General features: G+C 68.3%; 13 protein-coding genes. 12 read left to right on the top strand and 1 reads right to left on the bottom strand.

Annotation, left to right across the window (positions count from 1 at the left end; all coding sequences use genetic code 11):
- Positions 1–199: 199 nt before the first annotated feature.
- From ACWCO2_RS23595 to ACWCO2_RS23580, 4 genes are all read left to right on the top strand, one after another.
- A complete protein-coding gene (locus ACWCO2_RS23595; RefSeq protein WP_450129925.1) occupies positions 200–1105 on the top strand; it encodes a DUF4429 domain-containing protein in 906 nt (301 codons plus the stop codon).
- A gap of 37 nt (positions 1106–1142) precedes the next feature.
- Positions 1143–2069: an ACP S-malonyltransferase gene (locus ACWCO2_RS23590; RefSeq protein WP_450129924.1), complete on the top strand. Its 927-nt coding sequence runs from the start codon at positions 1143–1145 to the stop codon at positions 2067–2069.
- A 123-nt stretch (positions 2070–2192) separates the two neighbouring features.
- Positions 2193–3503: a cytochrome P450 gene (locus ACWCO2_RS23585; protein WP_450129923.1), complete on the top strand. Its 1311-nt coding sequence runs from the start codon at positions 2193–2195 to the stop codon at positions 3501–3503.
- A complete protein-coding gene (locus ACWCO2_RS23580) occupies positions 3500–5422 on the top strand; it encodes an FAD/NAD(P)-binding protein (protein WP_450129922.1) in 1923 nt (640 codons plus the stop codon). The genes ACWCO2_RS23585 and ACWCO2_RS23580 overlap by 4 nt, the downstream gene beginning before the upstream one ends.
- A 208-nt stretch (positions 5423–5630) precedes the next feature.
- On the opposite strand, the gene ACWCO2_RS23575 is transcribed toward ACWCO2_RS23580, so the two are convergent.
- A complete protein-coding gene (locus ACWCO2_RS23575; protein ID WP_450129921.1) occupies positions 5631–6554 on the bottom strand; it encodes a DMT family transporter in 924 nt (307 codons plus the stop codon).
- Between the two features lie 181 nt (positions 6555–6735).
- Between ACWCO2_RS23575 and ACWCO2_RS23570 the strand changes: the two genes are divergently transcribed.
- The 8 genes from ACWCO2_RS23570 (at position 6736) to ACWCO2_RS23535 (ending at position 15326) form a co-directional block, all read left to right on the top strand.
- A complete protein-coding gene (locus tag ACWCO2_RS23570; RefSeq protein WP_450129920.1) occupies positions 6736–7365 on the top strand; it encodes a superoxide dismutase family protein in 630 nt (209 codons plus the stop codon).
- A gap of 87 nt (positions 7366–7452) precedes the next feature.
- Positions 7453–7794 carry a CysS/YqeB C-terminal domain-containing protein gene (locus ACWCO2_RS23565; RefSeq protein ID WP_450129919.1) on the top strand — a complete coding sequence of 114 codons (342 nt, stop codon included), beginning with the start codon at positions 7453–7455 and terminating at the stop codon, positions 7792–7794.
- A 193-nt stretch (positions 7795–7987) separates the two neighbouring features.
- A complete protein-coding gene (gene dusB, locus ACWCO2_RS23560; protein ID WP_450129918.1) occupies positions 7988–9127 on the top strand; it encodes a tRNA dihydrouridine synthase DusB in 1140 nt (379 codons plus the stop codon).
- Positions 9128–9191: 64 nt separating this feature from the next.
- A complete protein-coding gene (locus ACWCO2_RS23555; protein WP_450129917.1) occupies positions 9192–9647 on the top strand; it encodes a hypothetical protein in 456 nt (151 codons plus the stop codon).
- Between the two features lie 385 nt (positions 9648–10032).
- Complete coding sequence (locus ACWCO2_RS23550) at positions 10033–10896, top strand: GGDEF domain-containing protein (protein ID WP_450129916.1); 864 nt, start codon at positions 10033–10035, stop codon at positions 10894–10896.
- 252 nt (positions 10897–11148) lie between these two features.
- The gene (locus tag ACWCO2_RS23545; RefSeq protein ID WP_450129915.1) at positions 11149–13503 is read left to right on the top strand and encodes an LCP family glycopolymer transferase; all 2355 of its coding nucleotides are present in this window, start codon (positions 11149–11151) and stop codon (positions 13501–13503) included.
- Positions 13504–13687: 184 nt separating this feature from the next.
- Positions 13688–14335, top strand: coding sequence for a phosphate signaling complex protein PhoU (phoU, locus tag ACWCO2_RS23540; RefSeq protein ID WP_450129914.1), 648 nt, complete (start codon positions 13688–13690; stop codon positions 14333–14335).
- A 151-nt stretch (positions 14336–14486) separates the two neighbouring features.
- A complete protein-coding gene (locus tag ACWCO2_RS23535; RefSeq protein WP_450129913.1) occupies positions 14487–15326 on the top strand; it encodes a helix-turn-helix domain-containing protein in 840 nt (279 codons plus the stop codon).
- Positions 15327–15511 lie beyond the last annotated feature (185 nt).

Raw genomic sequence — 15511 nt, 5'->3', positions numbered from 1 at the left:
GTTGATTCGGCCGAATCGGCACATCGGCGGACGATCAACTCGTTTACTTCGTCCGATGGGACTGCGCCGAATATCGGGAAAGTCGGTGGCCGCCACCGCGGCCGCCGACTTCGACAAGGCGCATCGCACCCTGCGAAAGCCGGTATCGAATATCGCCAATCGCTTGCCGCTGATTTTCCCATTCTGATAGGTTGATTACATGAGTCTGGGGCTGGAACTCGTGGGGTCGAATGCCACTTGGGTATTCGAGAGCGACCGCATCGAGATCAATTACTCGAGTGGTCTCGGACACCCTCGGCTGCTTCGGAAGCTCAAGCACCGGAACATCCCCTACCAGGCGATTTCGCGAGCCACCGCGGCCGGTGGTGACGGTAATCCGCAGTTGGCGCTGCACTTGCGCCCGGGTGCCGATCCGCTGACCGAAGTGGCCGCCGGACAGCTCGACGACGATGCCGAACCGCATCAGATCGAATTGGATCAGGACCAGCAGGAACTGGCCAGTTATTACGCGGACTACGTCAACAACCACTGCACGTTGAACGACGACGCGGCCGCTCCCACACCACGATTCCTAGTCGAAGTCGACCAGGCACCGCGTCGGCTCAAGGGGTACGACGGCGAGGCCGTTTTCGACGGTTCCGCGGTCGAGTTCCACTGGCACACCGATGCTTCCGCGGTGAAGCACCGGTCGCCGAAGCGGCGGTTCCCGCTGACCGAGATCGCGGGCGTCGAGTGGGTCAAGCCAGGCCTGACCTCCGGTCATTTCGCGCTGATCACGCACGGCGAGTCGACGAACGTCTCGCCCGATGACAACGACCACGCCCTGCTGTTCGGCTTGGGCTTCGGTGCCACGGCGACCTCGTTGCCGTTCGCCGCGGCCGTGCTGGCCGCGACCCAGCAGGTCAACCCGTCGGTCGGACCAGCAGCAGTCGGGCCAGCGATCTCCGCGGAGCGCATGGCGCTCCCGGCCGCCCCGCAGAAACCCGAGGTGTCCCGAGCGGAAATCCTCGCGACGATCCGCGAATTGGGGGAGCTCTACAAGGCGGACATCCTGAGCCAGCAGGAATTCGAGCAGAAGAAGCGAGAGCTGCTCGACCAGCTCTGATCGTGGTCCGCCTGGCCGCAGAGAAAGGTGAATTCCGGTGCGCCGTGATGCGCTCTACTTTCCAGGACTCGTGCCGACGAAGTTCTCGACGATCGAGGACTTCCTCCGCACCAACGAACACGCCCGCCGCCGGATCGCCGAAGCGGATGAGTTCCTCGGTTACTCCCTCGTGGACGCCTACGCCGAAGCAGAGGTCTACGACTGGGAGGTGTACGAATCCGGGTTCATGGTGCTGACGCTGGCGCTCGCGGACTGGGCGCTCGAGCACGCGAACCTCAATCCGGTGCTGTGCGGTGGGCAGAGCTTCGGTGCCATCATCGCCGCCGTCTTCTCCGGCGCGCTGTCCTATCAGGACGGTCTCGCGCTGGTGCGCAACAGCGTCGTGGTCGAGGTCGACTACTTCGACAATCAACCGGAACCGCTGGGCTGCCTGTTCTTCTACCGGATGACCTCGCAGCAGGTGGACGACCTGGTGGCCGAGTTCCACGCCGCCGGCCACAACGTCGAGGTGTCCATCTACCTGGACAACTCGGTGCACGCCGTGTCCGGCACGATGGCGGACCTGGAGCTGCTGGAGGCGCGGGTCCGTGAATCCGGCGGCTTCCCCTTCTACACGATGAACCGGTCGGAGCACTGCCCCAGCGTGCGTCCGCTGCGAGATCGACTGGAAACCGAGGTGTACGAACAGGTTTCCTGGCAGCGTCCGAAGTGGCCGATGCTGTCCGACGTCAGCGGGAAGCTGCTGTCCGATCCGGAAGAGATCAAGCAGGACCTGTTGGACGGCTGGGTGACGCCGGTGCACTGGAGCACCGTGGTCGGCGGGATGCGCGATGCCGGAGCCGAGCACGCGCACATCATCGGCCCGCGGAACATGTTCGCCCGGATCACCAACAACGCCCTGCCGACCGACGTGATCACCCCGAAGAAGGTCGTGGACTGGGACCGTGCGCACGGCCCCGCCTAACGCCCGTTTCACGAGCAGCTTGCTCTTCCTGGTGAGCACATACGCAACTCGCACCGGTGCTGAGGTTCCGCTACCCGCACCGGCGCCCAAACCGACCACTGGATTCACATGAGTCTTTCAACGATGACCAAGCGTTCGCTGCCGCCAGGCCCCTCGGCACCGAAGGTGGTGCAGACCTGGCGCTATTGGGCCGATCCCTCGAACTACATCCGGCAGTGCCAAGCGGAGTACGGGGACAAGTTCACCCTTCGCGTGTGGCCGTTCGGCACCATCGTCTTCCTCGCGCACCGCGACGACGTGAAGGCATTGGTGCGCGCCGATCCGGCGGTGTTCCAGGCCGGGAGGTCGAACAGCTTCGGCGCGACCGTCCTGGGGGAAAAGTCGATCTTCGTCATTGACGACGAGGAGCACGCCCGAAGCCGCGCGCTGATGATGCCCGCGTTCCACGGGAAGTCGGTGCGCGCCCAGGTCGAGGTGATGCGCGAGATCACGCTCGAGAACCTGGCCGGATGGCCGGTGGGCGAGGAATTCCGGACGCTGCCGCAAATGCAGGCCATCTCGCTGGAAATCATCTCCCGCAACGTGATGGGGATCGACGATCCCCATCTCAAGGAACGCGTGCAACTGGCGGTCCGGGAACTGATCTACACCGGGTCGTGGTTCGACACCGTCCCCGGGCAGGAACGGGTCCCCGGCCTGCACCCAGCGATCCGGCGCCGCAAGCGGCTGCGTTCCCGCGCCGATGCCCTGCTGCACCAGCAGATCGAGAGGCACCGCCGTGACCCGGAGCTGGAGCAACGCACCGACGTGCTGTCAATGCTGCTCCGGGTGTCCGATGAGGACGGCGGGTGGATGTCGGAGGAGGAGCTCTGCGACCAGCTGATCACTCTGCTGATGGCCGGGCACGAAACCACCGCGACCGGCCTGGCATGGTGCCTGGAGCGCTTGGTCCGCAACCCGGAGGTGTTGGCCAAGGCTCAGGTGGCCGCCGATGAGGACGACGACACCTACCTGGACGCGGTGATCAAGGAGGCGCTGCGCAGCCGTCCCGTGGCCCCGGAAGTCGGCCGGATGCTGTCGCGCGACGCCGAGTTCGCGGGATACCGGCTCCCCGCTGACACCCACCTGTGGCCGAGCATCGAGCTGCTCCACGAGTCGGCGGAGTCCTACCCCGAGCCCGACAGCTTCCGCCCCGAGCGGTTCCTGGACAGGGGCTCGACGGCGGACTGGTTTCCGTTCGGCATCGGCAACCGACGCTGCATCGGCGCGACCTTCGCGCTGGTCGAATCCCGCGTGGTGCTCAAAGAACTGCTGCGCCGCTTCGAGTTCGAGACGACCGATGCGCCTCCGGAAAAGGCGCAGCGGCGACACGTGACGCTGGTTCCCGACCGCGAAGCGACCGTGACCATCCGGCGACTGCGCACCGCGGCATGAGTGCACCCGGTGAGCACGCGGTTTGCGTCGTCGGTGCCGGTCCGCGCGGCACCTCGGTGCTGGAGCGGTTGTGCGCCTGGGCGGCGCACCGCCCGGACGACCGGCAGCTGGCGATCCACGTGGTCGACCCGTTCCCGCCCGGCCCTGGGCGGATCTGGCGGCGGGCCCAATCGGACTTGCTGTGGATGAACTCCACCGTCGCCGACGTGCGGATGTTCGTCGCACCGGGGACCGCGGTGCACGGTCCGGCCGGGGCGGTGCCGTCGTTCGCGGAGTGGCTGACGACGGTGGCCCAGCACGAGCTGACCGGGGAGCTGGCCGAACTGGTGAATCGGATGACCGGCCGGTCGTTCGCACCCCGCCCGCTGGTGGGCGAGTACTACTCGTGGGTCTTCGACCAGATCGTGGCCACCACGCCGGATTCGGTGCGGATCGCAGTGCACCGCACGCGGGCCACCGACATCACCGACGGGCCGGACGGGCGGCAGCTGGTGGCGTTGGGCGATGGCTCCTGCCTGGCGGTGGACCAGGTGATCCTCGCGCAGGGGAACTTCGAATCGCAGGCCACCGCCGAGGAGCTGAGCTTGGCGGAATTCGCCGACCAGCACCGGCTGCAGTACTTCCCGTCCGGCTACTACGACGAGGAACGGCTGCGCGCGGTCCCGGAACGCGAACCGGTGATCATGCGCGGTTTCGGGCTCACCTTCATCGACTGCATGGCGCTGCTGTGCGAAGGCCGGGGTGGACGCTTCGCCCCGGACCCCGACCACGGGCTGCGCTACCACCCCAGCGGCCGGGAACCGGTCATCTTCGTCGGTTCCCGACGCGGACTGCCGTACCACGCCAAGTTCAGCTACGACCTGCCCGCCGATCCGCCGCCGCTGCCCAGGTTCTGCACCGCGGCTGCGGCACGCGCGATCGGCGCCCCGCTGGAGTTCCGGCGGGATCTGTGGCCGCTGGTGTCGAAGGAGATCGCGGCCGCGTACTACTACGAGTTCTTCCGCAGCAACCCGGACCGGACCCGGTGCGGCTGGTCGGAGTTCTCCGCCGCGCTGGCCGAGCTCGACTGGGGCAGCCCGGGCTGGGACGAGCTGGTCGCCGCGAGCGTGCCCGCCGGATCCGACCGGTTCACCTGGGAACTGCTCGACCGGCATTTCGACGGGACGTGCGGCGATTCCGAGACCCTGCAGGAAGCGGTCTGCCAGTACATCGCCGACGACCTCCAGCACCGCGGCGACCCGGCCTTCAGCCCCGAACTCGCCGCGATGCGGGGCCTGCTCTCCGCGGTCGAGGTGCTGTTCGAACTGGTGGAGGCGGATGCCATCGAGGCGCGGTCCCTGGTGCGGGAACTGGAGGCCGAGTTCCTCCCGCTGATGAGCTTCGTGACCAGCGGGCCACCACCGCGCCGGCTGGCCGAGCTGCTCGCCCTCTCGCGCGCCGGGGTGGTCCGGTTCCTCGGTCCCCGGACCGAGGTGGTCGCCGACCCGGGGCGTGGGATCTTCCGCGCTGGCAGCCCGGTGGCCGCGGACGAGGTGGAAGCCCGCTGCCTGATCGAGTCGAGGCTGCGCGAGCCGACCCTGCCCGAAGCCGACGACGACCTGCTGCGCCGGCTGTTCGAGCGGGGCGAGTGCGTGGCGCAGGAACACCAGGGGTGCGATGGCATCAGCTACTCCACGGGCAAGATCAGCACCCGTGCGATCGATCATCGGCTGTTGCACGCCGATGGCCGAGCCCACCCGCGGCGATTCGCGGTCGGTCCTTACGTGGTCGAGGTGGGCGCACCAGCCGCTGATCCGGCGGCGGCCGGCTTCTTCGGGACCAGCGACCTCGTCGCCCGATCGGCCCTGGGCATCATCCCGGCACCGGCTTCCGTTCCGGAGGAAGAACTCTCCGCGCCTGTCCTCGATCCTAGTTTTTGATCTTTTGTCTTGATGCGCCGCAGGCGCATAGCCCACCCTCGGCGCTCGCACCGCCGCGGGTTCTCAGACGTCGCCTGGCGAGGACGGCCCAGCAGCCGTGTATTTGGCATACATAAGGCTGGGCACCCGCAGACCAGGCGGCGTCCGAGGTTCCGCCACTTGCCCCGCCACGCAGAACGAGTTCGAAGACAGGTTCTCCGCGCGCTGATCAGCTCAGCACGGGTTCAGGCGCTTCGACGACCTTCACGCGGCTGACGCGCTCGTGCCAGCCGAGTCCGGCGACCATCACCACCACTAGCCCGAACCCGATCCACTGCGTCGTGCTCAGCTCCGCACCCAGCACGAACACCCCGATGATCGCCGCCGTCGCCGGAAAAGCCAGCTCCGCCAACGTCGCTCGCGCCGCCGGCGTGGTGCTCAGACCCACGTAGTACAGCCCCAAAGCGATCAGGCCCGGGATCAGCGCCAGCAGGATCAGCCCGAACGCGTTGTCCAAGCCGACCGCCACCGGTGAGCCGCTGAGCAGCAGGACCACCGCAGCCGCGGGCAGGCCGATCAAGAACCGCAGCGCCGTCACGTCCCGCGCGGGAATCCGGCTGCTCACGTACCTCCCCAGCACGGTCCCCGCCGCCCACAACGCCGCCGCGCCCAAGGCCAGCAACGCGGGCAGCACCTGCGAAACCTTGATGTGCAGCGGGTCTTCGAACGCCAGCAACCACGCCCCGACCAGCGCCGGGACCGCGAACAGGAAGTACCGCGCGGTCAACCGCTCGCGCAGCAGCGCGAACGATGCCACGGCCGCGAAGATGGGCTGCAACTTCTGCAGTACCAACGGCGTGACCGGGTCTCCGACCTGGAACGCGGTGGTGAACAAAGCCGTCGCCAACGCCGACGATCCAACGCCGACGGCGATCATCGCGATGCGCTCGCGCGGTCCGCACGCCAGCAGCGCGCGCCACGCGCGGGGCAGCAGCGGCGTCAGCAGCAGCACGATGATCACGTGCTCCCAGAACACCACGCTGGCCGAGGGGAGCGTCGTCGCGAGGGGTTGCCGCCACAGGGCGTCCGTGCCCCACATCGCGGTGGCCAGCGCCACCAACCAAGTCCGGTCCGCACCCCGCGCCAACGCCATGGGTTCAACCTATCGAGTGTCCCCGACCCCGTTTCACGTGACAGGACACCCGCACCGCACCGCCCTACGCTCAAAACCGGGCACTTCGGATGCCACCTAACGCGATGCCCGTGATCGAGAACTCGACATCACGGGCAGAATCGACACCGCTATGGCCGGTGACGGATAAGGACAGATATCAATGCTTCAGCAGCGGACCCGACTGCTCGGTTCGATCTTCGGCACGTGCGCGGCGGTCGCGCTGGTCGCCGGGTGCGGCGGCGGCCAGCCCACGCCTCCTCCCGTCGAGCAGCCGACCCAGGAACACCCGCCGACCCACGGGCAGACCGCCGCGACCAAGCAGGCCTCGGCGACCTTCGGCCCGTTCGAGCCGGGCGCCAAGGCGGTCACCTACGACCCCGCCCTGGTTCCGGACGGCGCGCGGGTCGACCTGACCTCGCAGCGGTCCGGTGGCCAGACCAAGATCACCGTCGACCTCAAGGGCCTGGTGCCCAACCACGAGTACGGCGCCCACGTGCACACCAAGCCCTGCGGCCCCACCGGCGACGACGCCGGCCCGCACTTCCAGGAGAAGGCGGACCCGGTCAAGCCGTCGGTCGACCCGGCCTTCGCGAACCCGCAGAACGAGGTGTGGCTGGACTTCCACACCGACGCGCAGGGCAACGCCAGCACCAGCGCGGACGGCAACTGGTCCTTCGACACCCGCCAAGACGCGAAGTCGTTCGTGATCCACGCGTCCCACACCCACACCGAACCCGGCAAGGCAGGCACCGCCGGAGACCGCCTCGCCTGCCTCAACGCCTCGTTCTGACCCCGCGCCCCGGCAGGAGTGGTCAATTTCGCGAGAAATTGACGTTCACCCGGGTGACGCCAGGCACGACGGAAGGGCGCTCGCCCAGTGCGGGCGTCCTTCTTTGGGGACGATTCTTTAACTGACCAATCAGTTAATCCCGGTGACCTCCCGAAGGACCAGGTCCGAGCCGCCTTCGAGTGCTTCGGCTACCCGTGGGCGGGCACCACCGACCCGCACGAGAACGACTTCCGCAAGTGGCGCGACGGCCACCCGGCCCTGGACGAAGAGGCCAACGCCCTCCTCCGAGCCAGGTCCCGAGCCCTCACCGACAAGCAGCACGGAGCAGCCGCCGACCTCACCGACCAACTCCAAGCCCTCGGAATAGTCCTCCGAGACCGAGAAGGAACCCAGCAATACCGCCGAATCTCCACCCGGCAGGCCTCCTGACCAACCGCCCGGCTAGGAACAAAACCCGGCAGCATCCGATAGTTCAGGGCCGCCTGCCGTGCGGCAGCTTCCTGCGAGACGCTCAGCTTCTCCACCGCCATGACCACGCGGTATCCACGGAAGCAGCGTCCTGGGGCGGGCGTCACACCTGCGGTGGGTGAAGGTCGTTTCCGGCGTCGGTGACAATGGGAGGGTGACCGCCACTTTGTCCAAGCCCGCCTTGAAGATCGGACCGCACCAGGTCGATCCGCCGGTCGTGCTCGCGCCGATGGCCGGGATCACCAACGTCGCGTTCCGGCGGCTGTGCCGCGAGTACGGCGCCGGGTTGTACGTGTGCGAGATGATCACGAGCCGGGCGCTGGTCGAACGGCATCCCAAAACGCTCGAGATGATCACCTTCGATCCGGACGAGCACCCGCGCTCCATGCAGCTCTACGGGGTCGACCCGGTGACCATGGGCAAGGCCGTCCAGATGATCGTCGACGAGAACCTCGCCGACCACGTCGACATGAACTTCGGCTGCCCCGTGCCCAAGGTGACCCGCAAGGGCGGGGGTTCCGCGCTGCCGTACAAGCGGCGGCTGTTCGCCGAGATCGTGCAGGCCGCGGTGCGTGCCGCCGAACCGGCCGGGATCCCGGTGACGGTGAAGTTCCGCATCGGCATCGACGACGACCACATCACCTACCTCGACGCGGGCCGCTTGGCCGAGGAGAACGGCGCTGCGGCGGTTGCGCTGCACGGCCGCACCGCTGCTCAGCGCTACTCGGGCACCGCGGACTGGCCTGCGATCGCCCGGCTCAAGGAGCACGTCAAGACCATCCCGGTGCTCGGCAACGGCGACATCTTCAGCGCCGACGACGCGCTGCGGATGATGTCGGAGACCGGCTGCGACGGCGTCGTGGTCGGGCGCGGCTGCCTGGGCCGCCCGTGGCTGTTCCGCGACCTGCAGGCCGCCTTCGCGGGCGAGCCGATCCCGGTCGGGCCGACGCTCGGCGAGGTCGCCGGGGTCCTCAAGCGGCACGCCGAGCTGCTCGCCGACCACATGGGCGAGGAGAAGGGCGTCCGCGACCTGCGCAAGCACATGGCGCAGTACCTGCGCGGCTTCCCGGTGGGTTCGGACCTGCGCAGGCAGTTCGGCATGGTGTCGACGCTGGCGGAGGTGGACGACCTGCTGGCTCAGCTCGACCACGACGCGCCGTTCCCGACCGACGCCGAGGGCCCGCGCGGACGGCAGGGCTCGGCGGGCAAGGTCGTGCTGCCGGAAGGCTGGCTCGACGACCCCGACGACGTCACCGTTCCCACCGCGGCAGAAATCGACCACAGCGGCGGCTGACGAGGAACCGCCCGCCCGGACTGCGGGTGCCCCACTTCATGCACGCCAGAACGAGGATGCCCAGGTGCCGAAATCCGTTGTGCACAGCCGATTCCGCTGCCGATCAGCCGTCCTCGCCGGCGCGTCGGTGGCGGTTTTCGCAGCGGGCTGCGCACAACCGCCGGAGGAACCCGCCGCGGTCGGGCTGACCAAGCAGTACTTCGCGGACAACAACGCCGCCGCTCGGTCCGGATCCGCCGCTCAGCAGGAGTTCTTCCGCCGCACGCAGCACCCCGACTTCACCGACCAGACCTGCGATCTCGGCGACACCACGGTCCAACTGGACCCGGCGATGTCCACACTGCGCCCCGATCCCGGCTACGCACCGGACGACCTGCCGCCGCGCGGCGAGATCTGGGTGATCGGCGTCGAGGTGACCACCCGAACCGCGGGCACCATCACCGGTCACCAGATCGGCTCGATGCACCTGGTCCTGCTCGACGGCCAGCTCCGCGCCTTCGCCCCCTGCCCCAGTTCCTGACGCGATTTCAATGGAAATGAGACGTCCGATTTCCATTGAAATCGCGGAAATTGTCCACAGGTGTCGGCGTGTCCGGCACCCTGACGTGGGTGATCGTTGCGAGATCAAGTGCCCGTAACGCCACGCCGGTGCGCCACCGATTAAGTTGCAATGCAGTGATGGAACTCACGCGCTCGTCTGCTCGTCCGAGCGGGTGGGTCCGTTCGAATTCGCTTCCACATCCACCTCTCGACCGGTACACATCAGGCAGTTGGGGATTCAAACGGCGCTCGCATTCGGACGAGGCCAGGGGGTCAGCCGGTTGAGCGAATTGAGCGACGAGCGAGTCAGACCAGCTCGTTCTGTCCGTCACACCCGACGACTCCACGGACGGGAGGTGAGTGCGATGACCGGCATGCGCAACGGTTTCGCCGGGCCGGAGCCCCTTCGCGAGGGCGAGGCGCCCGTGCTGCCGTCCGGCCGACGCACCCGCCAGGACCTGGCCAACGGAACCGGGATGGCGGAGCTGCACGAATCGATCGCGAGCCTGCTGGCCGCACGCGGCCAGTGGCGCCAGGCCTACCACCACCTGCGCTCGGCGCTGGACGCGCGATCCAGCGTCCCTCGGGTTCCGGAGCAGCTGCGGCACGAGGTCAACCGGCTGCGCCGCGAGCACGCCGAAGCCCGCGAGCAGAGCCTGCGCGACAGCCTCACCGCCAGCTACAACCGCCGCTACCTGGATGAACGACTGGCCGACCTGCTCACCGAGCACGCCGGGGCCGATGCCGGGCTCGCCGTCGCGCTGGTCGACCTGGACTGGTTCAAGCAGGTCAACGACACCTACGGGCACCTGCTGGGCGACCAGGTGCTGCAACGAGTTGTCGACCTGCTGCAGAAATCGCTGCCCAGCGGGGCGTTCTGCGCCCGCTACGGCGGCGAGGAGTTCGTGCTCGTGCTGCCCGACGTCGACCCGGCCGAGGCGGTGGCGGTGTGCGAGACGGCCCGCTCGTTGGTGGAGCGGTTCCCGTGGTCGCAGATGGCCCCGGGGCTGCGGGTGACAGTCAGCGTCGGCGTGGCGCACGAGCACACCGACGCCGGACCCGCGCCGGTCTCCGCCGAACAGCAGTTGATCAGCGCGGATGCGCTGCTCTACGCCGCGAAGCAGGCGGGGCGCAACGCGGTCGCCCACCGGATCGGATCCGATGTCCGTTTGGCCGGAATCGCCGCTGAGCGACGAGGAACACATCCGAGAAGGGCGTCCAGTTACTGATCGCCACCCGTCGTCCTCGCTCGGCGTGATCAAGCATGTTTGTGCCGGTCAAATGGCATAGCACGGTTGGCCGCAATAGACGAGGCGCGAGGTAGCATCGTGCACTGATTGTGAAGAAATTGTCGGTCCTATCGTCAGTTCGGGCGATCGGCCGTACTATCTCGGAGGCGCCGTCCGATACACGTCGGGGGGTATCGAGCGCGTCGGCATCATGCAGACCGTTGGCATTTTCGAAGGTGGGAGGGAAAAGGCGTGCCGCAAGACCCCCGGCATGGCGAGGTCGGGCACCGGCGTTCCCGCCCGGAAGCCGATGCTGACGACGGCTCCGCCGCTACCGGTCGACGCCGCCGCGCACTCAGCGAGGACGGCACCGGCGGTACCCGAGTCATAGACCTGCTGTCGAAGCACGGCAAGGCCCCCGGTGGCTCCAACCACCGGCGCGCGGCCGAACCAGAGCCTCCGCAAGCCCAGCCGCCCCGCAACGCTCGTCCCCCGCAGCCCGGCCCGGCCGTTCCCCCCGAAGCGTCCGAACCCGCCGCACACCCCACGGAAGCCGCGCCGCGGCGCCGCCAAGGCCCCCCGAACCGTCAAAGCACGCCGCCTCCGGGTTGGACGCCGCCTGCTGGCGGCCGTCCCCCGCAGGCGCCCGCCGGCGACCCCCGTCGACGCCAGGACACCCCGCCTCCGCCCAGCCGCCGACCGGCGGCGGATAGCGCTGCAGCCGCCTTCACAGGTGGCGCAGCTGCCCGCGGCGGACGGCCGGACGCTCCGGCCGAACCGCCTCGCGCCGGTGCCCCGGCCGAACCCCCGCGCACCGGCGCGCCCGCCAAGCCTCCGCTCAACGACGTCGAGGCCACGCAGATCAACCAGGCGCTGACCGGCACACCGGCCAACCCGCCGCGCCGGATGCGTCGGCCTGCCCCGAACCGCCCCGTCCCGCCTCCGGTGAACGAGGACCTCGAGGCCACCACCCAGCACGCTCCGGTGCCCCCGGCACCGCCGAAGGCCGAAGCGACCTCGGTGGTCTCGCGGCTCAGCCCCGAGGACCAGCCGACCACCTTCGCCAAGCCCGTCAAGCCGCCGAAGCGGAAGCCCGCCGCGCCGCCGAACGCCGCCGAGGAGACCGCGATCGTCGCGGCCCCGGACGACCTCTCGGATCTGATCGACGACGACGAGTTCGACGACCTGGACGAGGACCTCGAAGCCGACGAGGAGCCAAGCGAGGAGCGAGAGGCGGACATCAAGCAGATCGACGCCACGCTCGCCCGCTTCTCCGCGGTCCACGACGAGATCGCCGCCGAGGAGGAGAAGCGCCGCAAGAAGCTCTCGTGGCTGCCCGGCAGGCGCAAGGAGCCCGAGCTCGGCACCGACATGCCCTTCGACTTCCACGACTCCGAGGGCCGCGGTAGCCAGTCCCGGATGGAGTTGAAGAAGAAGCAGCGAAAGCGCCGCACCAACCTGATCGTGATGGCGGTCGCGGTGGCCGCTTCGCTGTCGGTGTTCCTGACGCTCGGCTTCGCCTGGGGCGCCACCACGTTCTGGGGCCCGTCGTCCATCGCGGCGCTGGACCCGAACTCCAACTCCATCAAGGACGTCGCCAAGCAGACCGGTGACCAGAACTTCCTGCTGGTCGGTTCGGACAGCCGCGCCGGGGCCAAGCCCGAGGACGGCGTGGGCACCGAGGAGCAGACCGAGGGCGCCCGCGCGGACACCACGATGATCGCGCACATCCCGGCCGACCGAAGCCGCGTGGTCCTGGTGTCGTTCCCGCGCGACCTGCAGGTCGACATGCCCTCGTGCGAGAGCTGGGACCCCAAGACCGGCCAGTACACCGGTCAGCAGGTGCAGGCCCGCCAGGACGTCCGCCTCAACGAGGCCTACGCCGTGGGCGGTCCGCTGTGCACCACGAAGGTCATCCAGCAGATCTCCGGTCTGCGGGTGGACAGCTTCCTGGGCATCGACTTCAACGGCTTCAAGGCCATGGTGGACGCGGTGCAGGGCGTCGAGATCTGCACCGAGAAGCCGATCATCGACGACACACTCGGCGTCGTGATCCCCGAGGCCGGCACGCACACCATCAGCGGCGAGCAGGCGCTGAACTACGTGCGCGCCCGGCACGTCCAGGGCGACCCCACCTCGGACTACGGCCGCATGCAGCGCCAGCAGATGTTCCTGTCCGCGCTGCTGCGCAAGTCGATGTCCGGTCAGGTGCTGCTCGACCCGGCCAAGCTCAGCAACTTCGTCAAGGCGGTCAGCGCCAACACCTTCGGCGAGAACATCGCCGCCGACCGGCTGATGGACCTGGGCCAGCAGCTGCAGGGCCTGGACCCGAACAAGGTCACCTTCATCACCGTGCCCACCACGGGCTACGCCAACGACGAGGGCATGGAGGTCCTGCGCGAGGACGACACCCACGCGCTGTTCCAGTCCATCCTCGACGACCAGCCGATCACCACGGACGCCACGCCCCAGCAGTCGGCCAACACCCAGAACCTGCCCAGCGGCGGCGGCGCCAGCTTCCACCCGACGAACCCGACCGCCGGTGAAGAACCGCCGCCCGCAACGGGCCTGTCCACGGTGAACGCCGGAACCGACCTCTGCGGCTGAAAACCCGCTCATGGCTCGTGAGTGCTTTGTGGCGCGAAAACACCCCGGAGTGCTCACGAGCCGTGTTGGTACGGCAACCCGGATCATGAAACCCCAGCTTGAGCAGGGATTCCTCATTTCGTGTTAACCGCTGGTTCACCACGGGGCATCCTTCACGATCCGCGCTGGAAGTACCCTGGGTTGCATGCGTGAGGTCTACCAGGAACAGCTCGGCGAGCAGGCCGAAGAACTCGCTTCGATGTCGGCGATGGTCGGCACCGCCATGGAGCGCGCCACCAAGGCACTCCTGGAGGTCGACCTCGAGTTGGCCGAACAGGTCATCGCGGACGACGTGCAGGTCGACGAGGCGCGGGCGCGCACGGAGGAGCACGCCTTCGGGCTGCTCGCCCTCCAGGCGCCGGTGGCCGGCGACCTGCGGACGGTCATCTCCACCATCCACACCGCTGAGGACCTGGAGCGGATGGGCGACCTGGCGCTGCACGTGGCCAAGACCGCGCGCCGCCGCCACCCGAACGCGGTGCTGCCGCCGGACGTGCAGCCGTACTTCGCCGAGATGGGCCGGATCGCGGTCAAGCTCGCCGAGCGCGCGCGGACCGTCATCCAGACCCAGGACGTGGAAGCCGCGCGCGGGCTGGAGGAGGACGACGATGAGATGGACGACCTCCACCGCCACCTGTTCACCGTGATGATGAGCCCGGAGTGGTCGCACGGCGTGGCCGCCGCGGTGGACGTCACGCTGCTCGGCCGGTTCTACGAGCGCTTCGCGGACCACGCGGTGTCGGTGGCTCGCCGGGTCGTGTTCATCGTGACCGGAAAGATGCCGAACAGCTGAGGCGTTTCCGCAGCTCGCCATCACTGTGACCGAAGAAGTATTAATACTCGGTCTCAGTACTCGCTGCTTTGATCGTCATGTGCGATCCTCGTTCGGGTGAGAACGTTCCGAACCGGGGTCGCTGAGGTGCGCGTTGCGTAAGAGTCCGACCGTGCACAGACGACGGCTGGGCAGCGAGCTGCGGCGGCTGCGCGAATCCGCGGGGCGCACGCACCGCGAAGTTGCCGCCCACCTGGACTGCTCCCAGGGCAAGATCAGCCAGATCGAACTCGGCCGGGTACCGGTCCGCACCTCCGACGTGCGGCTGATGGCCGAGTTCTACGGCGCGACCACCGAACAGCTCTCCTCGCTGGTGGACCTCGCGCAGGACTCCAAGCAGCGCGGCTGGTGGCAGCAGTACCCGAGCACCACGCAGCGGCCGGGCCTGCAGACCTACCTCGGACTGGAGACCTCGGCGAAGGCGGTGAGCTGCTACGGCGCGGACCCGCTGCCGGAGCTGCTGCAAACCGCGGACTACAGCCGCGCGCTGCTGACCGCCGACGTCCAGGAGCACACCCAGGACGAGCTGCAGGAGCGGCTCGCGGTGATCTCGACCCGCCAGCAGCGCCTGCTCGGCGAGCAGCCGCTGGAGTTGTGGGCAGTGCTGGACGAGTCCGCGCTGCGGCGCTCGGTCGGCGGATCCGGGGTGATGCGCCAGCAGCTGGAGCACCTCGTGCTGCTGGGCTACCGGCGCAACGTGACGATCCAGGTGCTGCCGTTCCGAATGGGCGGCCACCCGCTGATGGGCGACCGGATCGCGGTGTTCTCCTTCGCCGACGAGGCCGACCCGCAGGTGGTCCATCTCGGAGACTCGGCGAACTCCCGATTCCTGGACAAGCCCGCGGACACTGCGAACTACCTGAAGGCCTTCGAGCAGGTCTGCACCAAGGCCCTCAACCCGAAGAACTCCAGCGCCTTCATCTCCGCCATCGCCGACGAATCCCCAGCCTGACCCCCTCGTTGCAACTGCAGGTTTCAGTCACGACTGACCACAGTTTCAATTGAAACTGTAAATCCCACCCACGGTCGACCACAGTTTCAATTGAAACTGTGGTCCCACGGGTGTGGGGGGGGGGGGGGGGGGGGGGGGGGGGGGGGGGGGGGGGGGGGGGGGGGGGGTACACAGGAAAAAAAAAT

This window comes from Saccharopolyspora sp. NPDC002376, from assembly GCF_053593195.1.
The sequence above is the reverse complement of the archived record's forward strand: the minus strand, read 5'-3'. Positions and strand labels throughout refer to the sequence as shown.